The sequence below is a fragment of the Pseudomonas sp. TWR1-1-4 genome, assembly GCF_049897165.1.
Lineage (GTDB): Bacteria > Pseudomonadota > Gammaproteobacteria > Pseudomonadales > Pseudomonadaceae > Aquipseudomonas > Aquipseudomonas canadensis.
Genome location: NZ_JAFCVS010000001.1, coordinates 480,260 through 502,455, shown reverse-complemented (window position 1 = coordinate 502,455; position 22,196 = coordinate 480,260). Strand labels below are relative to the sequence as shown.

At 58.8% G+C, this 22,196-nt stretch carries 20 protein-coding genes; 12 read left to right on the top strand and 8 right to left on the bottom strand.

Translation table 11 applies throughout. The annotated features are described in order from the left end of the window. Nucleotides 1–9: 9 nt before the first annotated feature. The 3 genes from lon to ACP7C6_RS02365 all read left to right on the top strand — a co-directional run bounded on the left by lon (nucleotide 10) and on the right by ACP7C6_RS02365 (nucleotide 4,932). Entirely contained in the window at nucleotides 10–2,406 is a 2,397-nt protein-coding gene (lon, locus tag ACP7C6_RS02375) for an endopeptidase La (protein ID WP_028616934.1), read from the top strand. A gap of 148 nt (nucleotides 2,407–2,554) precedes the next feature. Further along, nucleotides 2,555–2,827, top strand: a complete 273-nt coding sequence (locus ACP7C6_RS02370; protein ID WP_003174819.1) for an HU family DNA-binding protein — start codon at nucleotides 2,555–2,557, stop codon at nucleotides 2,825–2,827. Nucleotides 2,828–3,057: 230 nt separating this feature from the next. After that, nucleotides 3,058–4,932, top strand: a complete 1,875-nt coding sequence (locus tag ACP7C6_RS02365) for a SurA N-terminal domain-containing protein (protein WP_426108213.1) — start codon at nucleotides 3,058–3,060, stop codon at nucleotides 4,930–4,932. Between the two features lie 48 nt (nucleotides 4,933–4,980). Here ACP7C6_RS02365 and ACP7C6_RS02360 read toward each other — a convergent pair whose 3' ends face one another. After that, nucleotides 4,981–5,421: a helix-turn-helix domain-containing protein gene (locus tag ACP7C6_RS02360; protein ID WP_311892997.1), complete on the bottom strand. Its 441-nt coding sequence runs from the start codon at nucleotides 5,419–5,421 to the stop codon at nucleotides 4,981–4,983. Nucleotides 5,422–5,500: 79 nt separating this feature from the next. On the opposite strand from ACP7C6_RS02360, the gene ACP7C6_RS02355 reads away from it, so the two are divergent. Beyond that, nucleotides 5,501–5,995: a DUF2938 domain-containing protein gene (locus tag ACP7C6_RS02355; RefSeq protein WP_426108212.1), complete on the top strand. Its 495-nt coding sequence runs from the start codon at nucleotides 5,501–5,503 to the stop codon at nucleotides 5,993–5,995. 89 nt (nucleotides 5,996–6,084) lie between these two features. After that, nucleotides 6,085–6,609, top strand: a complete 525-nt coding sequence (locus ACP7C6_RS02350; RefSeq protein ID WP_028616930.1) for a GNAT family N-acetyltransferase — start codon at nucleotides 6,085–6,087, stop codon at nucleotides 6,607–6,609. On the opposite strand, the gene ACP7C6_RS02345 is transcribed toward ACP7C6_RS02350, so the two are convergent. After that, the gene (locus tag ACP7C6_RS02345; protein ID WP_426108211.1) at nucleotides 6,589–7,761 is read right to left on the bottom strand and encodes an MFS transporter; all 1,173 of its coding nucleotides are present in this window, start codon (nucleotides 7,759–7,761) and stop codon (nucleotides 6,589–6,591) included. The genes ACP7C6_RS02350 and ACP7C6_RS02345 overlap by 21 nt on opposite strands. A 119-nt stretch (nucleotides 7,762–7,880) precedes the next feature. Between ACP7C6_RS02345 and ACP7C6_RS02340 the strand changes: the two genes are divergently transcribed. Next, on the top strand, nucleotides 7,881–8,780 hold the full coding sequence (locus tag ACP7C6_RS02340; RefSeq protein WP_236320998.1) for a LysR family transcriptional regulator: 900 nt from the start codon (nucleotides 7,881–7,883) through the stop codon (nucleotides 8,778–8,780). 89 nt (nucleotides 8,781–8,869) lie between these two features. Beyond that, entirely contained in the window at nucleotides 8,870–9,655 is a 786-nt protein-coding gene (locus ACP7C6_RS02335; RefSeq protein ID WP_311892994.1) for a DUF2242 domain-containing protein, read from the top strand. A gap of 1 nt (nucleotide 9,656) precedes the next feature. Here the strand turns inward: ACP7C6_RS02335 and aceE are convergent, their stop codons facing one another. Next, nucleotides 9,657–12,317: a pyruvate dehydrogenase (acetyl-transferring), homodimeric type gene (aceE, locus tag ACP7C6_RS02330; RefSeq protein ID WP_426108210.1), complete on the bottom strand. Its 2,661-nt coding sequence runs from the start codon at nucleotides 12,315–12,317 to the stop codon at nucleotides 9,657–9,659. A 146-nt stretch (nucleotides 12,318–12,463) separates the two neighbouring features. Between aceE and ACP7C6_RS02325 the strand changes: the two genes are divergently transcribed. After that, nucleotides 12,464–12,934, top strand: coding sequence for a MarR family winged helix-turn-helix transcriptional regulator (locus tag ACP7C6_RS02325; protein ID WP_016978026.1), 471 nt, complete (start codon nucleotides 12,464–12,466; stop codon nucleotides 12,932–12,934). Nucleotides 12,935–13,041: 107 nt separating this feature from the next. On the opposite strand, the gene ACP7C6_RS02320 is transcribed toward ACP7C6_RS02325, so the two are convergent. The 4 genes from ACP7C6_RS02320 to ACP7C6_RS02305 all read right to left on the bottom strand — a co-directional run bounded on the left by ACP7C6_RS02320 (nucleotide 13,042) and on the right by ACP7C6_RS02305 (nucleotide 15,811). After that, on the bottom strand, nucleotides 13,042–13,191 hold the full coding sequence (locus tag ACP7C6_RS02320; protein ID WP_353632387.1) for a hypothetical protein: 150 nt from the start codon (nucleotides 13,189–13,191) through the stop codon (nucleotides 13,042–13,044). Continuing rightward, the gene (locus tag ACP7C6_RS02315; protein WP_376713223.1) at nucleotides 13,184–13,321 is read right to left on the bottom strand and encodes a hypothetical protein; all 138 of its coding nucleotides are present in this window, start codon (nucleotides 13,319–13,321) and stop codon (nucleotides 13,184–13,186) included. Before ACP7C6_RS02315 ends, ACP7C6_RS02320 begins: the two co-directional genes overlap by 8 nt. 334 nt (nucleotides 13,322–13,655) lie before the next feature. Further along, nucleotides 13,656–14,684, bottom strand: a complete 1,029-nt coding sequence (locus tag ACP7C6_RS02310) for an AraC family transcriptional regulator (RefSeq protein ID WP_068935074.1) — start codon at nucleotides 14,682–14,684, stop codon at nucleotides 13,656–13,658. Then, a complete protein-coding gene (locus tag ACP7C6_RS02305) occupies nucleotides 14,681–15,811 on the bottom strand; it encodes a carbon-nitrogen hydrolase family protein (protein ID WP_068935076.1) in 1,131 nt (376 codons plus the stop codon). The genes ACP7C6_RS02310 and ACP7C6_RS02305 overlap by 4 nt, the downstream gene beginning before the upstream one ends. A 211-nt stretch (nucleotides 15,812–16,022) precedes the next feature. On the opposite strand from ACP7C6_RS02305, the gene ACP7C6_RS02300 reads away from it, so the two are divergent. Further along, a complete protein-coding gene (locus ACP7C6_RS02300; protein WP_068935077.1) occupies nucleotides 16,023–18,062 on the top strand; it encodes an NADPH-dependent 2,4-dienoyl-CoA reductase in 2,040 nt (679 codons plus the stop codon). Nucleotides 18,063–18,119: 57 nt separating this feature from the next. Next, complete coding sequence (locus ACP7C6_RS02295) at nucleotides 18,120–19,004, top strand: 1-aminocyclopropane-1-carboxylate deaminase/D-cysteine desulfhydrase (protein WP_028616920.1); 885 nt, start codon at nucleotides 18,120–18,122, stop codon at nucleotides 19,002–19,004. On the opposite strand, the gene ACP7C6_RS02290 is transcribed toward ACP7C6_RS02295, so the two are convergent. Continuing rightward, the gene (locus tag ACP7C6_RS02290) at nucleotides 18,994–19,551 is read right to left on the bottom strand and encodes a cytochrome b (RefSeq protein WP_028616919.1); all 558 of its coding nucleotides are present in this window, start codon (nucleotides 19,549–19,551) and stop codon (nucleotides 18,994–18,996) included. The genes ACP7C6_RS02295 and ACP7C6_RS02290 overlap by 11 nt on opposite strands. 531 nt (nucleotides 19,552–20,082) lie before the next feature. Between ACP7C6_RS02290 and ACP7C6_RS02285 the strand changes: the two genes are divergently transcribed. Both ACP7C6_RS02285 and ACP7C6_RS02280 read left to right on the top strand, forming a co-directional pair. Beyond that, a complete protein-coding gene (locus ACP7C6_RS02285; protein ID WP_426108209.1) occupies nucleotides 20,083–21,060 on the top strand; it encodes a hypothetical protein in 978 nt (325 codons plus the stop codon). A gap of 106 nt (nucleotides 21,061–21,166) precedes the next feature. Beyond that, entirely contained in the window at nucleotides 21,167–22,171 is a 1,005-nt protein-coding gene (locus tag ACP7C6_RS02280) for a hypothetical protein (RefSeq protein WP_426108208.1), read from the top strand. Nucleotides 22,172–22,196: the final 25 nt, after the last annotated feature.

The window sequence follows — 22,196 nt, the reverse complement described above, 5'->3', positions numbered from 1 at the left end:
GGCGAAATCATGAAGACCACCATCGAATTGCCTCTCCTGCCGTTGCGTGATGTTGTCGTCTATCCGCACATGGTTATCCCGCTGTTCGTGGGGCGCGAGAAGTCTATCGAAGCCCTCGAGGCCGCGATGACGGGCGACAAGCAAATCCTGCTGTTGGCCCAGAAGAATCCTGCTGACGATGATCCAGGCGAAGACGCCCTGTATCGTGTCGGCACCATTGCTACCGTACTGCAACTGCTCAAGCTGCCTGATGGCACCGTCAAGGTGCTAGTGGAAGGTGAGCAGCGTGGTGCGGTCGAGCGCTTTATGGAGGTGGACGGCCACCTGCGCGCCGAAGTGGCGCTGATCGACGAAGTCGAGGCCCCTGAGCGCGAATCCGAAGTGTTTGTACGCAGCCTGCTCTCGCAATTCGAGCAGTATGTGCAGTTGGGCAAGAAAGTCCCGGCTGAAGTCCTGTCTTCCCTCAACAGCATCGATGAGCCAAGCCGCCTGGTCGACACCATGGCCGCGCACATGGCGCTGAAGATCGAGCAGAAGCAAGACATCCTCGAAATTATCGACCTGTCGGCGCGTGTCGAGCACGTGCTGGCGCTGCTGGATGCCGAAATCGACCTGTTGCAGGTTGAGAAGCGCATCCGTGGTCGCGTGAAGAAACAAATGGAGCGCAGCCAGCGCGAGTACTACCTGAATGAGCAGATGAAGGCCATTCAGAAAGAACTCGGCGACAGCGAGGAAGGCCACAACGAAATCGAAGAGCTGAAAAAGCGCATCGACGCCGCCGGTCTGCCGAAAGACGCCTTGACCAAAGCCACTGCCGAGTTGAACAAGCTCAAGCAGATGTCGCCGATGTCGGCCGAAGCCACCGTGGTGCGCTCCTACATCGACTGGCTGGTGCAAGTGCCGTGGAAGGCCCAGACCAAAGTGCGCCTGGACCTGGCGCGCGCTGAGGACATCCTTGACGCCGACCACTATGGCCTCGAAGAAGTCAAAGAACGCATCCTCGAATACCTTGCCGTGCAAAAGCGCGTGAAGAAGATTCGGGGTCCGGTGTTGTGCCTGGTGGGTCCGCCTGGCGTGGGTAAAACCTCGCTGGCTGAATCGATTGCCAACGCCACCAACCGTAAATTCGTGCGCATGGCCCTCGGTGGTGTGCGTGATGAAGCGGAAATCCGTGGTCATCGCCGCACTTACATCGGTTCGATGCCAGGAAGATTGATTCAAAAGATGACAAAGGTGGGCGTGCGCAACCCGCTGTTCCTGCTCGACGAAATCGACAAAATGGGCAGCGACATGCGTGGCGATCCGGCGTCGGCGTTGCTCGAAGTGCTCGACCCCGAGCAGAACCACAATTTCAACGACCATTACCTGGAAGTCGACTACGACCTGTCCGACGTAATGTTCCTGTGCACCTCCAACTCCATGAACATCCCGCCGGCGCTGCTGGACCGGATGGAAGTGATTCGTCTGCCGGGTTACACCGAAGACGAGAAGATCAACATCGCCGTCAAATACCTCGCGCCCAAGCAGATTTCGGCCAACGGCCTGAAGAAGGGCGAGATCGAATTTGAGGTCGAGACGATCCGCGATATCGTGCGCTACTACACCCGCGAGGCCGGTGTGCGGGGCCTGGAGCGCCAGATCGCGAAGATCTGTCGTAAGGCGGTCAAAGAGCATGCACTGGAAAAACGCTTCTCGGTGAAGGTCACGGCCGATTCCCTGGAGCACTTCCTGGGCGTGAAGAAATTCCGCTATGGCCTGGCCGAGCAGCAGGATCAGGTAGGGCAGGTGACTGGCCTGGCGTGGACTCAGGTGGGCGGCGAATTGCTGACCATCGAAGCCGCGGTGATCCCTGGCAAAGGCCAACTGATCAAGACTGGTTCCCTGGGTGACGTGATGGTTGAATCCATCACTGCCGCGCAGACCGTGGTGCGCAGCCGCGCCAAGAGCCTGGGGATCCCCCTGGACTTCCATGAGAAGCACGACACCCATATCCACATGCCGGAAGGGGCGACCCCGAAAGACGGCCCTAGCGCTGGCGTAGGTATGTGCACGGCCTTGGTGTCGGCATTGACTGGCATTCCGGTGCGCGCCGATGTCGCCATGACGGGGGAAATCACCCTGCGTGGTCAGGTATTGGCCATCGGTGGTCTGAAAGAGAAATTGCTTGCTGCACACCGGGGTGGTATCAAGACGGTGATCATTCCTGAAGAGAATGTTCGCGACTTGAAGGAAATTCCAGACAACATCAAGCAAGATCTGCAGATTAAACCGGTTAAATGGATTGACGAGGTCCTGCAAATTGCGCTGCAATACGCGCCGGAGCCCTTGCCGGATGTGGCTCCGGAGATAGTTTCCAAGGACGAAAAACGTGAGTCTGATTCCAAGGAAAGAATTAGCACGCATTAATGTGTTAAAGCCTGGGGGCTTCCTTGACAGCTTTTTAGAGCCCTTGTTATAAAGCGGCTCTTAAGTGTCTGTAGGGCATTCAGCACTGGTTTTTGCTTTCACCAAAAAACTTAGAATCATACTCAATAGATATATAAGGGGACTTAGAGTGAACAAGTCGGAACTGATTGATGCTATCGCTGCATCCGCTGATATCCCGAAAGCTGCTGCTGGCCGTGCGCTGGATGCAGTAATCGAATCCGTCACTGGCGCTCTGAAGGCCGGCGACTCCGTGGTACTGGTAGGCTTCGGTACTTTCTCTGTGACTGACCGCCCAGCTCGCACTGGCCGTAACCCACAGACTGGCAAAGCACTGCAGATTGCTGCTGCCAAGAAACCAGGTTTCAAAGCCGGTAAAGCCCTGAAAGAAGCCGTTAACTAAGCTTCGATCCAGCCTTTACCTACCCAGGTCGAACCCAGGTTCAACCTGGGAGCGGAGCGGCAGCAGACCCGTGTATGCATCGGGTCGCCAAGCCGGGGGGAGAACCAAAGCCCTCGTCCGCTCCGCCAGTTGCGAGAAGGCGCATCCTTGGATGCGCCTTTCTTATATCCGTACTCTACCCACGCTCCACGGTTGCCAATTTCTGAAGTTCAACCGTTTCTGGGGGACGCATGCTGCAAAATATCAGGGACAATTCACAAGGCTGGATTGCCAAGACCATTATCGGGATCATCGTCGCATTGATGGCGTTCACCGGTATCGAGGCCATTTTCCAGGCTTCGGGTAACAGTAAGCAGGACGTGGCCAAGGTCAACGGTGAAGAAATCACCCAGACCGAGCTGAGCCAGGCCGTCGACATGCAACGTCGCCAGCTGATGCAACAGCTGGGCAAGGATTTCGATGCTTCCCTGCTGGACGAAAAACTATTGCGCGAAGCGGCCCTCAAGGGTCTGATCGATCGCAAGCTGTTGCTGCAAGGTGCGGCCGACTCCAAGTTTGGCTTCTCTGAAGCTGCATTGGACCAGGTGATCCTGCAGACGCCGGAATTCCAGGTAGACGGCAAGTTCAACGCCGAACGCTTTGACCAGGTGATCCGTCAATTGGGCTACAGCCGTATGCAATTCCGTCAGATGCTGACCCAGGAAATGCTGATCGGCCAGGTTCGCGCAGGTATTGCCGGCAGCGGTTTCGTCACCGATTCCGAAGTGCTGGCATTTGCGCGTCTGGAAAAACAGACCCGCGACTTCGCCACCGTCAACATTAAGGCCAACCCTGCCGCGGTGAAACTTACCGACGACGAGGTCAAGGCTTACTACGACCAGCACGCCAAAGAGTTCATGACCCCTGACCAAGTGGTTATCGACTATCTGGAACTGAAGAAGTCTTCCTTCTTCGACCAGGTTGCCGTGAAGGACGATGAGCTGCAGGCTGCCTATCAGAAAGAAACCGCCAACCTCGCTGAACAGCGTCGTGCCGCGCATATCCTGATTGAAGTCAACGACAAGGTCACCGACGCGCAAGCCAAGGCCAAGATCGAGGAAATCCAGGCACGCCTGGCCAAGGGTGAGAAGTTCGAAGCCCTGGCCAAGGAGTTCTCCCAGGATCCGGGTTCGGCCAACAGTGGCGGCGACCTCGGCTTTGCCGGCCCAGGCGTCTACGACCCGGACTTCGAAACCGCCTTGTACGCGTTGAACAAAGACCAGGTCTCGGCACCGGTGCGCAGCACCTTCGGTTGGCATCTGATCAAGCTGTTGGGCGTTGAGGCACCGCAAGTGCCGACGTTTGCCAGCCTGAAAGACAAGCTGACCAAAGAGCTGAAAACCCAACAGGTTGAGCAGCGTTTTGTTGAAGCGACCAAGCAATTGGAAGACGCAGCATTCGAAGCCTCCGACCTGGCCCAGCCGGCGTCCGACCTGAAGCTGACTGTTCACACCTCCGCGCCGTTTGGCCGTGACGGTGGCGAAGGTATTGCGACCAACCGTGCCGTGGTCACTGCTGCGTTCAGCCCGGAGGTGTTGGATGAGGGTGCCAACAGCACCGCCATCGAGCTGGACCCGGAAACCATCATCGTGCTGCGTGCCAAAGAGCACCTGAAGCCTGCGCAATTGCCGCTGGAAAGCGTCAATGCGGCGATTCGCACGCAGATGGCCAAGGAGCGCGCCAGCGCGGCTGCCAAGGCTCATGCTGACGAGCTGATCGCCAGCCTGCGTGATGGCAAGACCCCGCTGAACCAGCCGGTCGACGGCCAGGCGTGGAAGGTCACTGAAGCGGCTACCCGTAGCCAGGAAGCGATCGACCCTGCCGTGCTGCAAGCCCTGTTCCGCATGCCCAAGCCTGCGGCCAAGGACAAGCCGACCTTCACCACTGTGAGCCTGGCGGATGGTAGCCTGGTGATCGTGCGCTTGAACGGCGTCAACGAAGCCGCGGCTCCAACGGACGAAGAAAAGGCGCAATACCGCCGCTTCCTCGCCTCCCGTGTCGGTCAGCAGGACTTCGCGGCGTACCGCAAGCAGTTGGAAACCAAGGCTGACATCAAGAAGTTCTGATGTCGGTTTGAACAAGAAGCCCCCGGCCTGAAAAGACCGGGGGCTTTTTTATGGGCGCTGGAGTGGGCTGCTCGGTTGTGAGGCCCCCGTCGTCCTGCTCCTTTTCAGTTTGCCTGCGGCGACTTTGAGTAGACGCTGGAAGTTCGGGCATTGGCCATGGTCAGTCGCGGGGCACTCTGCAGCGTGGCGCAACCCGAGGCTCATCGCTTTCAGGCGCTTGATGGTCGCGTCTATGCTGTCTGCCTTGTCCAGCAACAGCTGCCTGTCCACCTGCAATGGGCCCTCGAAGGGGAGCATGCTGCGGATCTCGTCCAGGGACAGGCCGCCAGCTTGCCCAAGGGCAATCAGCGCCAACTGATCGAGCACATCGGGTTTGAAGTGCCGTCGTTCGCCGGGTGCGCTGGTCGCGGCGATCAACCCGATCTTTTCATAGAACCGCACGGTGGAAGAGGGTAGTCCGGTACGTCGAGCCACTTCTGAGATATCCATGATGCATCCCTTGACTTAAAGTTGACTTCAACTTCTATCCTGCCTGTGAACGAGAGTCTCATCAATCAGAGGGCAGGCAATGTTGTCGATGGCGGAAGGCGTCAGGTTGGTATTGGTCGGAGTGGGTGCGACCGTCGTGATGGACGTGTGGTCGCTGCTTCTGAAAACCTTGGGGGTTGCGACGCTGGACTACGCCATGGTGGGTCGATGGGCGGGCCACCTTTGTCGTGGCACGTTCGCCCATGCCAGTATCGGCAAGGCGACGCCGGTACGTGGGGAAGCCTCCTTGGGGTGGGTGATTCACTATGCCGTCGGCATCGCCTTTGCGGCGCTGCTGGTGGGCCTCTACGGCGTGCAATGGTTGCATGTCCCTACGGGATGGCCTGCGCTGATAGTGGGCACGGTAACGGTGGTGATTCCTTACTTCGTCCTGCAGCCGGCCATGGGCGCAGGTGTGGCGGCGTCTCGCACGGCTACGCCTTGGAGAAATCGCCTGCGAAGCTTGCTGTCCCATGGCGTGTTTGGTGGCGGTTTGTACCTTTCGGCTGCGACGCTTGCGCAAACAGTGGGTTAGGTAAGGCAGCAGTACCGTGCGATGAAGACTTGTGTCCAGTTGTGTTTAACAGGGATGCTGGAGAGCCACTGACGAAGGAGTGTTCAAACATGTGGACTCAAGGAAGCGACAGTTTGGCGATCCGCCGTGCCAGCGCGAAGGACGCTGTGGCCGTATTGCAGGTGTTCGACGAGGTAATTGCCTGGTTTGTCGCCATCGGCAACCATGGCCAATGGGGCACTGAGCCCTGGTCGATGTCGCCCCGGCGGGTCGTGCAGGTGACTGAAGCTTGCGCATTGCCTGGTGCGTGGGTCGTGGAAGGCCCTGACGGGCGCATTCACGCAGTCTTGGTCCTGGGTGAGCCTATGCCGTATGTGCCTGCGGCAACTGAGCCGGAGGTGTACGTGCGTCTGCTGATCGCCGCGCGCGATAGCGGTGTGCGTGGCCTGGGCCGGCGTCTCATGGCTTTCGCCGATGAGCGCGCCCGTGCCTTGGGAGTGCAGCGTTTGCGGGTAGATTGCTACGGTGGTGGGAGCGGCGACCTGGTGCGGTTTTATGAGTCTTGTGGGTATGAGCGCCTCTCAACGTTCGACGTGGACGGGTGGCCGGGCCAGTTATTGGGGCGCAGTCTTTAGCGCACCGGCAAAGGCCAGCAACATCAGCAGCGTGACCGCCCAGGCAAATGCGCCGACGCCCCAACCCTGCAGCAACACCCCGCCTGCCACGCCCCCGCCCGCTATGCCCAGGTTCCAGAAGGTCACCAGCATCGATTGCGCGGCATCGGCCGATTCGCCCGCCGATTGGGCCAGTGCCGTTTGCAACAATGCAGGTAACCCGCCGAATGCCAGGCCCCATAACGCCACGGCGACGTAGATGACCGCTGGCAGGTGGATCCAGAACGCCAGCGCCAAGGCAATCAGGCCAAACATCGCGCAACTGATCAGCAGCAGCACGCGCAGCCATCGATCAATCAGCACGCCAGCCAGCCATATGCTCAATAAGGCCGCAAGGCCGAACACCAGCAGCACCTGGTCGATATCGGCAGCCATTCCTGCTGGCGCCAGCAGCGGCGCAATGTAGGTGTAGAGAATGTTATGGGCCAGTACGTAGGTAAATGTCACCCATAGCACCGGACGAATGCCCGGCAACGTCAACACTTGATGCAATCCCAAGCGTTTTCCTGCCGGTTCGCCTGCGAAGTCTGGGAGTTGCCAGCGCGCCCATGCCAACAGCACCAGCGTCAGTCCCGTCATGATCGCAAAGTTCAGGCGCCAGCCAACGGCGGCCCCGAGGAAGGTGCCTGCAGGTACACCCAGCGACAGCGCCAGCGGTGCGCCAAGCATGGCCACTGCAATTGCCCGGCCTTGCAGGTGTGGCGCAACCATCCGGCTGGCATAACCGGCCAGCAGCGCCCACAGCAGGCCGGCAAATACACCGGCAAAAAAGCGCGCCACCAAGGTCAGCCCGTAGTGACTGGAAACGGCGGTCACGCTGTTGACCAAGGCGAAGCCGCCAATGGCCAGCAGTAGCAAGGGGCGACGTCGCCAGCCCCGGGTCAACAGCGTCAGTGGAATGGCCGCCAGCAGTGAGCCCAGTGCGTACAGCGTGACCATTTGACCGACCAGCGCGGGCGATACGGCCAGTCCTTCGCCTATTTGCGGTAGGAGCCCGGCGGGCATGGCTTCGGTGAGGATGGTGATGAAGCCGGCGCTGGCCAGCGCAAGCAGACCGCCCAGCGGCAGTGTTTCGGGTCGGGCGTTTACGGGGGAATCGGTGAGGGCAGTCATCGTGCTCTGTCCATGCAAGAGGGCAAGGGACTAGAGTAGGGGGCTGTGTCTGGCGGAAAAACAGGCTAAGGTTCCGAACTTATCGGACTTGAATGTCCGCAATCATCAAGGACGCTTTCATGGACAGCCTGGGCCGTCTTTCCGTATTCGTGCAGGTCGCGGAGACCCGCAGTTTCACCGCCGCCGGGCGGGTATTGGGCGTATCGTCTTCGGCCATCGGCAAAAGCATCGCGCGGATGGAAGAGCGCCTGGGGGTGCGGTTGTTTCACCGCAGCACCCGCAGCATCACTTTGACCAGCGAAGGCGCGCTGTTCCTTGAGCGCTCGCGACGCATCCTGGCCGAGGTCGAAGCCGCCGAGCGGGAGTTGAGCGAAGCCAGCGCCACCCCTCGGGGCAAGTTGCGTATCAGCCTGCCGCAAGTGCGTGGCTTGCTGATGCCGGTGCTCAGCGATTTCATGCGCGCCTACCCGGACATCGAGCTGGATGTGGATTTTTCCGACCGCATGGTGGACGTGATCGAGGAAGGGTTCGACGCGGTGATTCGCACCGGCAAGCCAGAAGATTCGCGGCTGATGGCCCGTCATCTGGGGCATTACCAGTTGGTGCTGGTGGGCACGCCAGGCTATTTTCGCGAATATGGCACTCCGCTACAGCCGCAGCACTTGCGCGAGCATGCCTGCCTGCGCCACAAGTTCTGCGCGACCGGCAAGCTGGAACCTTGGCCTTTGCGGCTTGCACCGGATGCCGCCGAGCCCATCTTGCGTGCGCCGTTGGTAAGTACCACCATAGAGTCCCTCAACCACGTGGTGCACGAAGGCTTGGGCATTGCCTGCTTGCCGGACTACATGGTCAACCAAGCCGTGCGCGAGGGACGCCTGCAAAGGGTGCTGGATGATTACGTGGAGCACCGCGGCAGTTTCTGGATGCTCTGGCCATCCAGTCGCCACGCCTCGGCCAAACTGCGCGTGTTTATTGATCATATGTGTGCTGGGCTGTTTCCTACGGGCAGTGTCGTGTAAGGCAGTGACGTTTTACCGACAGGAATGTGCGCGCCAAGGCCGTGTTCTGTTGCACAATACCGCCCGGACTGTTTTCCTCAGGATTTTCAATGTCGACATCATTTCACTTGCGTAGCCTCGGGCTGGCGCTGGTGCTGGCGGGCGCCACGGGCTGCTCGTCACCCAAGACCGCCATTTATGAACATGAGAATTTCGACGACTCCGGCACGTTTTCAAGGGATTACCCGGTCACGGACGTCGCAGCGTGTGAAGCCGCGCGGCGTGCCTTGCTGAGCCAGGGCTACATCATCACCAGCAGCGATCCGAAACTGGTGGTGGGCAACAAGAGCTTCCAGCAGACCGGTGAGACCCACTTGCAGATCAGCTTCAATGTGGTGTGTGCCGATGATGGCAAAGGCACCAACCATTCGACGATGTTCGCCAACGCCTTGCAGGATCGCTACGCGCTGAAGAAGGTCAACAACTCCGCGAGCCTGGGGGTGGGCGTGCTGGGCTCGGTGTCGATGCCGATCGGCTCCACCGATGACTCCATGGTGAAAGTGGCGAGTGAGACCGTGTCCGCGCCGAAGTTCTACGAGCGTTACTTTGCGCTGGTGGATGTGTTCCTGCCGCAAGAGGTGAAAAAGGCCGAGAACATTCCTGAGAAGCCCAAGGCTGAGCTTGGCGTGCCGGAACCTAAAGCCGCACCCGTCGCCGAGCCCGTCGCCGAGAAAGTCGAGCCGCCGAAGGAAGAGCCCACTGTGTCACAGCCGGTGGCACCGCCTGTCGAGGCTGCACCGATTGCACCGCAGGCCGAGCCTGCACCTGCGCCAACCAATCCCGAGCTGCCACCGCCGACAGAAGCCATTCCGCCGCTGCCGACGCCTGCGCAGTAACTCAGACCGCTACGGGATTCGCCTTGTCGACGTTGATCCCGTAGCGGCTGATGGCTTCACTGACTTTTTCACGCCCCATCACGCCGTCATCCGCCAATGCCTTCAAGGCCGCCAGTACGATGAAGTGCCGGTCCACTTCAAAGAACGCCCGCAGGGTTTCACGGGTATCCGATTGCCCGAAGCCGTCCGTGCCCAGCGCTACAAAACGCCGACCGGGAATGAAGGCGCGGATCTGATCGGCGAAGAGCTTCATGTAGTCGGTCGCCACCACCACCGGCCCGGTTTGCCCGGCCAGGCATTGCTCCACATAGCTCATTCGTGGGTCGCTATCCGGGTGTAGCAGGTTCCAGCGCTCCACCTCTTGCCCCTCACGGCGCAATTCGGTGAGGCTGGTTGCGCTCCATACATTGCTGCGCACGCCGAAGTCCTTTTCCAGCAGGTCGGCCGCAGCCATCACCTCGCGCAGGATTGAGCCACTGCCCATCAGTTGCACCTGCGCCTGGTTGCTTCCACTCAGCCGGTACATCCCCTTGAGAATGCCGTCTTCCACCCCTTCTGGCATTGCCGGGTGCGGGTAGTTTTCGTTGAGCAGGGTGATGTAGTAGTAGATGTCCTCCTGTTGCACATACATGCGCCGCATGCCCTCGTGAATGATCACTGCCAATTCGTAGGCAAACGTCGGGTCGTAGGACACGCAGCACGGGATAACCGACGACAGGATGTGACTGTGCCCATCGTCGTGCTGCAAGCCTTCACCCATCAGCGTGGTGCGTCCGGCCGTAGCGCCCAGCAGGAAGCCACGCGCACGCGCATCGCCTGCCGCCCAGGCGAGGTCACCGACCCGCTGGAAGCCGAACATCGAATAGAAAATATAGAACGGCACCGTCATCAGGCCGTGGTTGCTGTAGGACGTACTGGCCGCAATCCAGGAGGAAATGGCGCCGGACTCATTCAGGCCTTCCTGCATGATCTGCCCGTCTTTGCTTTCCTTGTAGTAGCTCAGTTGCCCTGCATCTTGTGGGGTATAGAGCTGGCCCACGGCGGAGTGGATACCGATCTGACGGAATAGGCTTTCCATACCAAAGGTGCGTGACTCGTCTGGCACGATGGGCACGATCAGTTTGCCCAGATGCGGATTTTTGAGCAGAGTGCCGAGGATACGCACAAAGGCCATGGTGGTGGAGATCGAGCGCTCGCCCGTGTCCTTGAGCTGGGTAGAAAAGGCGCTCAGCTCAGGGATTTGCAACGATTCGACCGCACTGTGTCGTGCTGGTACATAACCGCCCAAGGCCTGGCGGCGTGCAGCGAAGTAGCGGGCTTCTTCACTGTCAGCGGCGGGTTTGATGTACGGAATGTCGGCAAGCTGGTCGTCGGCCACTTCCAGGCCGAAGCGGTCGCGGAAAGCTCTTACAGCCTCTGCGCCCATCTTCTTGAGCTGGTGGTTGATGTTCTGGCCTTCGCCGGCTTCACCCATGCCGAAACCCTTCACGGTTTTCGCCAGGATCACGGTGGGCTGGCCAGTGTGGCGTACGGCAGCGGCGTAGGCGTTGTAGACCTTGTCCGGATCGTGCCCGCCTCGTGAGAGTTTCCATATTTCGTCGTCGGACATATCTGCAACCAACGCTAGTAATTCCGGGTATTTGCCAAAGAAATGTTCGCGTACGTAAGCGCCGTTCTGTGATTTGTAGTTCTGATAGTCGCCATCCACGCATTCCATCATGCGTTGGCGCAGCAGCCCGGTCGTGTCTTTGTCCAAGAGTGCATCCCAACCACCGCCCCAGATTACTTTGATCACGTTCCAGCCGGCGGCGCGGTACAGGCTTTCAAACTCTTGGATCACCTTGGCATTGCCGCGCACGGGGCCGTCCAGGCGTTGCAGGTTGCAGTTGACCACGAAGATCAGGTTGTCGAGTTTCTCGCGTCCGGCCAGGGAGATGGCCGCCAGTGATTCCGGTTGGTCCATTTCGCCATCACCGAGGAAGGCCCAGACCTTGCGCCCCTGATGTTGCTTGAGGCCACGCAATTCCAGGTAGCGCATAAAACGCGCCTGGTAAGCGGCGGTGATGGGCCCGAGCCCCATGGACACGGTGGGAAATTGCCAGAAGTCCGGCATCAGTCGTGGGTGCGGGTAGGATGAGATGCCCTCGCCACCGGCCTCGCGACGGAAGTTGTCGAGTTGCGTTTCGCTGATGCGGCCTTCCAGGTAGGCGCGGCCATAGATGCCGGGGCAGGAGTGGCCCTGGATGTACACCAGGTCGCCGTCAAAGGTATCGGTACGCCCACGGAAGAAGTGATCGAAGCCTACGTCATACAGCACCGCGGCTGACGCATAGGTCGCAATATGCCCGCCGACACCAGAGTGTTTACCTGCGCGGAGCACCATCGCCATGGCATTCCAGCGGATATAGGCGTTGGTGCGACGTTCGATGGCCAGGTTGCCGGGGTAGGGCAGTTGCCGGTCCACCCGGAGGGTGTTGACGTAAGGGGTGGTGACCCGCCCGTAGAAGTCGCCATGCCGCGCCACGTCGAAATCCAGCAACTGATCGATCAGGTAGTGCGCGCGCGGGCGGCCTTCAGTGGACAGCACCGATTCGATGGACTCGAGCCATTCGCGGGTTTCCTGTGGATCATCGTCGCGTATGACTGCGTTGTTCGGGGTCATATGAGGCTCCAGGGTAGGCGGATTTCAAGTGGCGGGCTCCTTGTGGGAGTGCCGGCTAAAGTAATTGCAATTGCAACTACATGACCGAATCTAGCGCGAGATGAGCTACTATTGCAACCTTCTTGAAATGTCCCGGATGGTGTTGCATGTCGTCGAAAGAGCCTGATGTATGGTTCCGTTTTGTCAGGGCTCACAGGACGGTCATCCGTGAAATCGAGCGTCGCCTGGCCGAGGCGGACCTGCCGCCGTATGCCTGGTATGACGCTCTGTGGGGCTTGGAAAGCGGCCCCGACGGCACTCGCCGCATGCACGAATTGGCTGATGTGCTGGCCATCGAACGCTACAACCTCACGCGTCTGGTCGACCGCCTGGAAAAAGACGGCCTGGTGGTACGCTCGCGCTCCGATGGCGATGGCCGGGCGGCATTCGCCTCGATCACCGAGGCCGGTCGGGTGCTGCGCAAAAAGATGTGGAAGATCTACGAAAGCACGGTGGATGAGCTGTTCCTGTCACAGATCGAGCCCGAGCAGCGCCAGTGCTTTGCCGACGCACTGGAACGCACCGCCGGGCTGGCGATGGACGCGGGCGTCCAGACCCGCAGCCGCCGCAAAACCTAAAGCCCCACGAGAATTGTAGGAGCCGGCAAGCCGTCTCCCACAGTCCAGTGCGGTCCATTGCATAGCGATTCATCGCGGCCTGCACCTGGCGTGCGTCGATCCGCCCTTCATCCGCCAATGCCCTGAGCGCCGATATCGCGATCCAATACCAACTCGGCGCCGCCACCTGCACCGACAGCGCACGAGTGCGCGTTGTGCAGGTACAGCAAGGGTTTTTCGGCAGTATTGCGTGCAAACCAACTGGGCCAGTTACTCACGCGCCGGGAGTGTGACTGGCCGCGAATCACCCATGCTCATCACGGTATACAGCCGTGAGCTGTCGACGGTGGCGGTGGTGTTCAATGCATCGATACAGAGTTGCGCGGCGTGTGCAGTAGTGGCGGTCATCGGGAGGTTCACCTGGCGACGAATGCCATTACCCTAAAGGACATTTGTATATGATTGCAATTGCAATCATTGCAATAGTTCCTAAAAGCCCAAGTACTAAATCCCGGTAACGCTGCTACGTTTAATCCTTGAGTGCAGGAACGTCATGGCGTAGACATTTTTTCGTCATGACGGCACTTTAGGCTGGCTGTGCAGGTCATTTATTCACAGCCGCTTTTAACGTCAAGAAGGAGTCCACCATGGACGATTACCAGGAAGAACTGCTTGAGTACCACGCGATCGAGTTGGACCCGCTGGAACCCGCAGACGATGCAACAGAGCTGTAACACCGGCTTCAGGCGGAATGCCGCTGACTGCGGCGAAATTCCCCTGGGGTCTGGTTGTTCCAGCGCCTGAAGGCCCGTTGAAACGCTTGGGCCGAGGCAAAACCGAGCAAGTAGGCGATCTCGCCGAACGCCAGTTCCGTATCGCGGATGTAGGTCATGGCCAGGTCGCGGCGGGTGTCGTTGAGAATCGCGCGGAATTGAGTGCCTTCGTCGGCCAGTTTGCGGCGCAGCGTCCAGGTAGGCAGCTTCAAGCGTGCCGCCACTTCTTCCAGGTCGGGTTCCCGGCCGCCATTGAGCATCGGCCCGAGCAACCGGGTAATGCGCTCGCGCAGGCTGCGGGTGCGGGTCAATTGCTCCAACTCTCGCTCACACAGTTGTAACAACAGGTTCCAGGTGCTGGGGCAATGCTGTGGGTTGCGTAGGGCCAGGGTTTGCTGGTTGAGGCGTAATTGGTTGGCCTCGGCGCCGAAGTGGATGTCTCCCAGCACGCTGTACTGATCGCTGTATTCCGGCGCTTCAAATTCGATGTCGATGCGTTGTGCCTGCACCGGCTGCTGGGCCAGGCTCGACAGTTGATGCAGCCAGCCGGCGATGATCGAGTCCACCACAAAGCGGTTGTAGGCGTTATAGGGGCTGATGGAATAGAAGCGCAGCCAGGCGCCTTCAGCATCTTCTACAAAGCTCGACTGCCCGCGATAATTGGAGCCGTACAGCGCTTCGAAGCGGGTGAGTGCACGCGCCGCTTCGCGCACGTTGGGGGCCTGGGCGGCGGTGACACCCGCCAGTCCGCCTTGGCTCAGGCGGCTGAGTTGGCCCATGCGCAGTCCCAGGCCCGGGTCGCCGGTGAGTTGGATGGCCGCATGGCCAAGGCGCATGTAGCGCGGGATCGACAAACGGGCACCCGCTTCGGCGAGACGTGCCGGGTCGAGGCCGTATTGCAGCAGCAGTGGCTGCGGGTCCAAGCCATGGCTGTGGATGGCGTCGGCCAGGGCGTGCACGAAGCCCACCGACAAATCCCCCAACCGTACGGGCTTCACAGCCAGATATTCAACAGGCGCGCGCCACGGGCTTCGCCATCGGCGTTGATTTGCCCGTTGCTGCTGAGAAAGCTGTGCCCGGCAGTGCCCAGGTCCCAGAATTGCCCGCGCAGGAACACGCTCATTCCGGCGCTGGCCTGGCTGATGGGTTGCTGGCTGATCAACGTGAGGCGACGCCAGGCTTCGCCCTCACTGAGTTCTTCGGGCTTGAGGCTGATTTCGGTCGGGGTCGACACGCTTTTGAAGCCGCGCCAAGGGCGATCCCAGGTATCGCGACCCAGCACCAAGGCGGGCACTGCGATCAACTGCGCGCCTTGTTCATTGAGCTTGCGGTAGTTGTCCGGGTACCAGCTGTCGCTGCCTACCAGTACGCCCAAGCGGCCAGCCGGAGTGTCGACCACGCTGACGACATTTTCGTCACCGGGCTCGATAAAGCCACGTTCGTCGTAGATCGGGTAAAGCTGGCGTTGCGGGCTGCCGATCGGCAAGCCATCGGCGGCAAACACCACGCTGGCGTTGTACAAGGCGCCATGGCCAACCCGCAGTTGGCCCTGGCTGACACTCGGGTTGGGCAAGGTGATGGAGCCGGCGACCAACGTGACGCCGAACTCCTTGGCCAGGCCGCCGAACAGCACTTGGTAGTCCCGCGCCATGCCGTCGGCTTTCATGCGCAGGTAGGCGTCATCGGTGCGGTTGTCACCGGTGGCGCTGATCCAGGCACGGGCGAACAGCAGCGGGTTGCTGACCGACAACCAATTCATCGCATCTTTGGCGTGGAGGGCCTGGTACACCTCGTTCTTTTCGCCAGTGAGCATCAACCATGTACCGATGTGTTCGGGCAGCACCACGATGGTCTTGTCGTTGATCAGCCCTTGGTCGCTGGCTTTTTGCAGGTAGGCCGCGAGCTTCAAGTGCAGGCGTTCCAGGCTCTGGTAGTCGGCCGGGAACAGCTCCGGCTGGATGCCCAGCAAGTTGCCACGGTCGGCTGGCAGGCCTTCGTTGACGGCGAGGGTGATGCGCAGGTCCGACAGGTAATGCGCCACGGGGCGCTCCTGGGTCCAGACCAGATACGCGGCGACGGCGGCAACCAGGGCCATGGTGACAGTAAAAGCTAGAAGTTTACGCATGGGGGAACAGACAACAGACCGTGTGCAGGGTTCGCGACTAGGGTAGGGCCCATGGACGGGATTGCCAAGGGGCGCTGTGCATTTGGATCAATAACTTGTCAGTTTCGGTCATTGAGCCGTCGTCCACCGCCTCTTAGTCTGTGGGGCATAAACCGATGGCAGGCCATTCGAGCCTTCCACGTCCCGTGATGATCCGTTGTGGAGCTTGACCATGACCGCTGCTGCCTACCCGCACCTGCTGGCCCCGTTGGACCTGGGTTTTACCACCTTGCGCAACCGTACCCTGATGGGTTCGATGCACACCGGCCTGGAAGAAAAGCCCGGCGGTTTCGAACGCATGGCGGCTTACTTTGCCGAGCGCGCCCGTGGTGGCGTGGGCTTGATGGTCACTGGCGGCATCGGCCCGAATGATGAGGGCGGTGTGTATGCCGGTGCGGCCAAGCTGACCTCTGACGAAGAAGCGCAGAAACATAAGATCGTGACCCAGGCCGTGCACGAAGCCGGCGGCAAGATCTGCATGCAGATCCTCCACGCCGGCCGGTATGCCTACAGCCCCAAGCAGGTAGCACCGAGTGCGATCCAGGCGCCGATCAACCCGTTCAAACCCAAGGAGCTGGACGAAGAGGGCATCGAAAAGCAGATCCAGGATTTCGTCACCTGCTCGTTGCTGGCCCAGGTCGCCGAGTACGACGGCGTGGAAATCATGGGCTCCGAAGGTTATTTCATTAACCAATTCCTCGCCGCTCACACCAACCACCGTACCGACCGCTGGGGCGGCAGCTACGAAAACCGTATGCGCCTGGCCGTGGAAATCGTGCGCCGTGTGCGCGAGGCCGTGGGCCCGAACTTCATTATCATCTTCCGCCTGTCGATGCTGGACCTGGTGGAAGGCGGTAGCACCTGGGAAGAAATCGTGCAGTTGGCCAAGGCCATCGAAGGTGCTGGCGCGACGATCATCAACACCGGGATCGGCTGGCACGAAGCGCGCATCCCGACCATCGCCACCAAGGTGCCCCGTGGGGCGTTCAGCAAAGTCACCGCCAAGCTGCGCGGTGCGGTGCAAATTCCGCTGATCACCACCAACCGTATCAACACCCCGGAAATCGCCGAGCAGATCCTCGCCGAAGGCGATGCCGACATGGTCTCCATGGCGCGGCCATTCCTGGCCGACCCGGACTTCGTCAACAAGGCTGCCGCCGGGCGTGCCGATGAGATCAACACCTGCATCGGCTGTAACCAGGCGTGCCTGGACCACACCTTCGGCGGCAAGTTGACCACCTGCCTGGTCAACCCGCGGGCGTGCTACGAGACTGAACTCAATTACCTGCCGGTCAAACAGATCAAGAAGATCGCCGTGGTGGGCGCCGGTCCTGCGGGCCTGGCGGCTGCCACAGTGGCAGCAGAGCGCGGGCATCAAGTGACCCTGTTCGATTCCGCCAACGAAATCGGCGGCCAGTTCAACATCGCCAAGCGTGTGCCGGGCAAGGAAGAGTTTTTCGAAACCCTGCGCTACTTCAAGCGCAAATTGCAGACCACCCACGTCGAGCTGTGCCTCAACACCCGCGTCGATGTGGCGCAACTGACGGCAGGCGGTTACGACGAGATCATCCTCGCCACCGGCATTGCGCCGCGTACCCCGGCGATTCCAGGCGTCGACAACGCCAAGGTGCTGAGCTACCTGGACGTGATCCTGGAACGCAAGCCCGTGGGCAAGCGCGTTGCGGTGATCGGCGCGGGCGGTATCGGTTTTGACGTGTCGGAATTCCTCGTGCACCAGGGCGTGTCCACCAGCCTTGACCGCGAAGCGTTCTGGAAAGAGTGGGGCATCGACACCCAGCTGCAAGCCCGTGGTGGTGTGGCTGGGATCAAGGCCCAGGTGCATGCCCCGGCGCGTGACGTGTTCCTGCTGCAGCGCAAGACCTCCAAGGTCGGCGATGGCCTGGGCAAGACCACCGGCTGGATCCACCGTACCGGCTTGAAGAACAAACAGGTGCAGATGCTCAACAGCGTCGAATACCTGAAGATCGACGATGAAGGTCTGCACATCCGCATAGGTGCCGAGGGCGAACCGCAGGTGCTGGCGGTGGACAACATCGTCATTTGCGCCGGCCAGGACCCGCTGCGCGAATTGCAGGACGGGTTGGTCGCGGCCGGCCAGAACGTGCACCTGATCGGCGGTGCCGATGTGGCGGCCGAGCTGGACGCCAAGCGCGCCATCAACCAAGGCTCGCGCCTCGCCGCCGAGCTGTAAGACCCGGAACGGGGCGGTGTTAGACTACCGCCCCGTTTTTCACGCAGACTCCCTCCGATGGGCCCCTTCGATTGGCTTCCCCATGCACCGCTTGAACCTTTGCGCCTGGATTGGCTGAAAGGTGTCGAGCTGGCCGTGTTGCGCCTGGACCGCATCGACCCGCTGATCAGCGGCAACAAGTGGTTCAAGCTCACCGGGCACTTGGCGCAGACGCAGGATGCGCGGGGCATCATCAGCCTGGGCGGTGCCTACTCCAACCATCTGCATGCGCTGGCGGCGGCGGGGAAGCGTTTCGGTTTTCCCACGGTGGGCCTGCTGCGTGGGCATTCTCAAGACAACCCCACAATCCAAGACCTGAAAGCCTTCGGCATGCAGCTGCATTGGTTGGGTTATGGCGGTTATCGTGCGCGGCATGCGCCGGGGTTTTGGCAACCTTGGCGCGAGCGATACCCGCATCTTCATCCCGTGCCCGAAGGCGGTGGCGGACTCGCCGGTGCGATTGGCTGTGGTGTGCTGGTCAATCAGGCTCGCGCGCAGTTGCCCGCACTGGGCTGGGCGGATTACGACGCGTGGTGGTTGGCGGCGGGTACGGGGACCACCTTGGCGGGGTTGGTGCTGGCAGAGGCGGGCGCACACCGGGTGTATGGCGCCATGGCGGTGCCGGATGATCACGGCGTGGCACAGAACGTCGACGCCCTTGTGCAGGGCGGCTATGAGCTGCTGAACGCCAGCCGAGGTGGCTTCGCCAAAGTCGACCCGGTGCTGCTCGACTTCATCGACGCCACGCAACAGGCTTGTGGATTGCCTCTGGAGCCGCTCTACACCGGTAAGGCTTTACTCGCATTGAAGCAACAGATCGAGGCCGGGCGTTTTTCCCCCGGCGCTCGCCTGATTTTCGTCCACACCGGCGGCCTGCAGGGCAACCGGGGCTTCACGGGTTAGCGCGCTTGCCCGGCATCATGCGCAACGCCGTGTTGTCCCGCAGGATGTAATGGTGGGCAATCCCCGCCAGCGCATGCAGCCCGATCAGCCAATAACCGACCTTGCCGAACCACACATGCCAGCCTTCGATCTCCTTGGCCAATGCCTTGTTCTCGCCGATCAACGGCGGCAATTCCATCCCGTAGAACATCACCGAATGCCCCTCGGCACTGACGATCAGCCAACCGGCAATCGGCATGCCGATCATCAACGCGTAGAGTGCGAAGTGCATCAGGGTCGCCAACAGGCTTTGCCATTGCGGCGGCGCCGGTACGATCTTCGGTGCCACCCCCAGGCTGCGTGCGAACAACCGCAGCCACACCAGCACAAACACGGTGAGGCCGAACATAAAGTGCATCTCGACGATCAACGTCCGCGCACCGCTGCCTTTGGGAAATTGGCCGCGTAACTCAATGCAGGCGTAGACCACCGCCAGCAGCACCACCATCAACCAGTGCAACGCGATTGACATAGTGCTGTAGCGCGTATCGGAGTTTTTCCACGGCATCGCTGGGTTCCTCACTTATCAGGGCAAACCTCCATTCTTTGGTGATGGAGTCCTTTAACTGTATGCCGGTTTTGAGCGGTTTGCCTGACCGCGATCAACTTTTTTGTGAACAATGTCGTCAAGAGTGGGATTGTTGAATTATTGATAATAAAAGTTAGGTCGGTCCGGTGTTCAGTGCATAACACTTTATAGGTTTTTAGATGTGTTTTTGTTTTTGGGGCGGCGCAGGTGGGTTTTCCTTTGTTGCAAGTAAATAATTTTTACTAATTATAAGAGGGTGTAAATATTGTTTGGTGTTTGCGAGCGAGCAGTGGAAGTCATGGTTGCGATGTTTAACCTGCGGGTTGTGCAATGACATACTTTGTCGGCATATACGTGTGGCAGGTTCCCGGGGGACGTGAGAATGTGGACTTGCTAGGGTCAATAACTGAATTGATCTCGAGCGAAAGGAATACCGCCTACGTAGATGTTTATGTTTGCAAGTGCGGCCTCTTAATGATTCTTAGGCTTTAATGTCATGAGGTGTTTGATATGGGTTTTATGTCGTGTGAATCCGTCGGAAGTTGCAATGCGTGGCCAAATATGCAAGGTTTGAGTTTGAAGTCAAATCAACAAGAATTGGCTTCGGCTTCGGCTTCGGCTTCGGTTGCGGTTGCGGGGGCGAAACTGAGAGTGCCAGAGGTTGACGTGCATCGGTCTAGTGCGCCGAACGCTAAAAATATTCAAGAACAACTGGATGCTTTGTTGCCGGCAATGGGGGCTCTCGTCATGAAACTTAATACGATGCTGGAACATAAAAGTGCACCCTCATACAAGCCAATTAATAGTGTTTTAATCTCGCCAGCTCTGACTAAGCCGGTTGGCCAGGCACCTTTAGCCCTCAGTGAGAGCACTAAGGCCTATTCGGCATTTTCTACAAAGAAAGTTGGCGAAAAACCAGATGATGTTTATAGAGGCGTAAAATTTTCCGATTACAAGAACGAACCAGTACTTTCATCGATAAAGGCGGCAATGGAAAGGTTTGGTCAGAGCCCTCTGAGTGTCTATGCAAGTGTGACACGGTCCGGTAAAGGTTACGATATCGTCATGAGGGACGGTGTGAAGGTCAGTATTACTCTCGGGGAAATAGCCAAAGCAAAATTATTGTGTGGGTTCCAATATGAGAGTGGCAGGGGAAACGGGAAAATGTTTAAAGATGTTGTGTTTATGTATGCGGCAAGTGCTAAGAGAGTTCAGTTGGAGCGTCGGGAAGATAAACTGTTGACTTATGACGAGGCTCTCAAGGTGCTTGTCTCTCATCCAGGGGCGTACGAGAGTCTGAAGCGGTTGGGGATTATTGAATATGTCCGCTCCTCAACGGCCCAAGAGCTCGTTGAAACTGGAGCTATAGGTGTTGTGGAACACGGGGGGAATACAAACTTCGCACGTGAGGGATTGCTGGATGGGTGCAATAGGACGAAAAGAATGCCGTCAGCCAGTGATTGCCGATCTGTTTATAGGCTTGTTTGATTGGATTTTATTGGGTGGTTTCCATTGCTTGGGTGACTGATTTTTCTGCATCAGTTTGCGCAGGCGTCTATTATATTTTAGAGGGTGTGAAATGAACTGCTGCCATGTGTCAGGTGTTACCGGGTTTTCAGGAGATGTCGGTATATATTCGGATAAGAGTATCACGCCCAAACCTGTGGAGCGAGAAGCAATCCGCTCGGGATTTTCTGTTGCTACGAAAAACACTTCATTGCTTCCGTCTGTCAAAATGTCGAGTCTTGATGAGGTGGGAGGCGCTATTGGAAGTTTGATGTCCCTTGTTGCTGAATTAACGGCGGCGGTTGAGTTATTGCTGCGGATGAAATCAAGTGATGATCGTCGAGACGAGAAATCCAATTCTTTAAATGTATCGCATGATAAGAAAGACATCAGTCCTGTTGTGAATGATTCTCCCGTGAAGCCGTTAATAGATAAGAAAAGTGTGGCTATCTTCAATGAGAAAGCCGTCGGGATTCCCAAGGATATTTGGTTTGGACTCACTGAGGGAGAATTCAATAACACTGGTATGGTGGCGGGGATCAAGGCTGCAATGATGAGGTTTGGTCAGAGCCCCACAGAAGTGTTTACTTCAGTCAGAGAAGAAAGGGGGGGCTATGAAGTTGTAATGAAGGATGGCTATAAGGCATATCTTGCCCGAGAAGAAGTTGACAAGGCTCGCCAGTGGGCAGACTTTAACGGTGCTGATGCGGGGATGGTCAAAGATGCTACTTTTATGTATGCGGTGGCTGCCAAGCGCGAACAACATAATAGATCGATTGAAATTCGCAACGGCGGGGTAATCCAGTATAGCGACGAGCCGTTCGAGGCTGCAATGGATTCGCTGAACAACTATTTTTGGGGGAGCAAGGCCTTGGTGAATTTGGGCCTCTCCGACTACATGCACGAGATGCCGTATTCGCAAGCAGAGTCAGAAGGCGTGGTGGGGGTAGTGAGTGTTAACTATCAAAGTCTGCTTATGACAGACGGCAATGTCGATTTGTCTGGGCCGCAGAAGCTAGAGGGTTCGGTTAGAATACAACGGGATTTTTTCGGTGAGGAGGCTGGTGATATTACCGTACATGCACTGCGTTAGTAATCAGTGCATATACGTAGAATAG

Coding starts and splice junctions, on each gene's coding strand:
- lon (WP_028616934.1), top strand. CDS start 10: ATGAAGACCACCATCGAATTGCCTCTCCTGCCGTTGCGTGATGTTGTC.
- ACP7C6_RS02365 (WP_426108213.1), top strand. CDS start 3,058: ATGCTGCAAAATATCAGGGACAATTCACAAGGCTGGATTGCCAAGACC.
- ACP7C6_RS02360 (WP_311892997.1), bottom strand. CDS start 5,421: ATGGATATCTCAGAAGTGGCTCGACGTACCGGACTACCCTCTTCCACC.
- ACP7C6_RS02355 (WP_426108212.1), top strand. CDS start 5,501: ATGTTGTCGATGGCGGAAGGCGTCAGGTTGGTATTGGTCGGAGTGGGT.
- ACP7C6_RS02350 (WP_028616930.1), top strand. CDS start 6,085: ATGTGGACTCAAGGAAGCGACAGTTTGGCGATCCGCCGTGCCAGCGCG.
- ACP7C6_RS02345 (WP_426108211.1), bottom strand. CDS start 7,761: ATGACTGCCCTCACCGATTCCCCCGTAAACGCCCGACCCGAAACACTG.
- ACP7C6_RS02340 (WP_236320998.1), top strand. CDS start 7,881: ATGGACAGCCTGGGCCGTCTTTCCGTATTCGTGCAGGTCGCGGAGACC.
- ACP7C6_RS02335 (WP_311892994.1), top strand. CDS start 8,870: ATGTCGACATCATTTCACTTGCGTAGCCTCGGGCTGGCGCTGGTGCTG.
- aceE (WP_426108210.1), bottom strand. CDS start 12,317: ATGACCCCGAACAACGCAGTCATACGCGACGATGATCCACAGGAAACC.
- ACP7C6_RS02325 (WP_016978026.1), top strand. CDS start 12,464: ATGTCGTCGAAAGAGCCTGATGTATGGTTCCGTTTTGTCAGGGCTCAC.
- ACP7C6_RS02315 (WP_376713223.1), bottom strand. CDS start 13,321: ATGACCGCCACTACTGCACACGCCGCGCAACTCTGTATCGATGCATTG.
- ACP7C6_RS02305 (WP_068935076.1), bottom strand. CDS start 15,811: ATGCGTAAACTTCTAGCTTTTACTGTCACCATGGCCCTGGTTGCCGCC.
- ACP7C6_RS02300 (WP_068935077.1), top strand. CDS start 16,023: ATGACCGCTGCTGCCTACCCGCACCTGCTGGCCCCGTTGGACCTGGGT.
- ACP7C6_RS02295 (WP_028616920.1), top strand. CDS start 18,120: ATGGGCCCCTTCGATTGGCTTCCCCATGCACCGCTTGAACCTTTGCGC.
- ACP7C6_RS02290 (WP_028616919.1), bottom strand. CDS start 19,551: ATGCCGTGGAAAAACTCCGATACGCGCTACAGCACTATGTCAATCGCG.
- ACP7C6_RS02285 (WP_426108209.1), top strand. CDS start 20,083: ATGGGTTTTATGTCGTGTGAATCCGTCGGAAGTTGCAATGCGTGGCCA.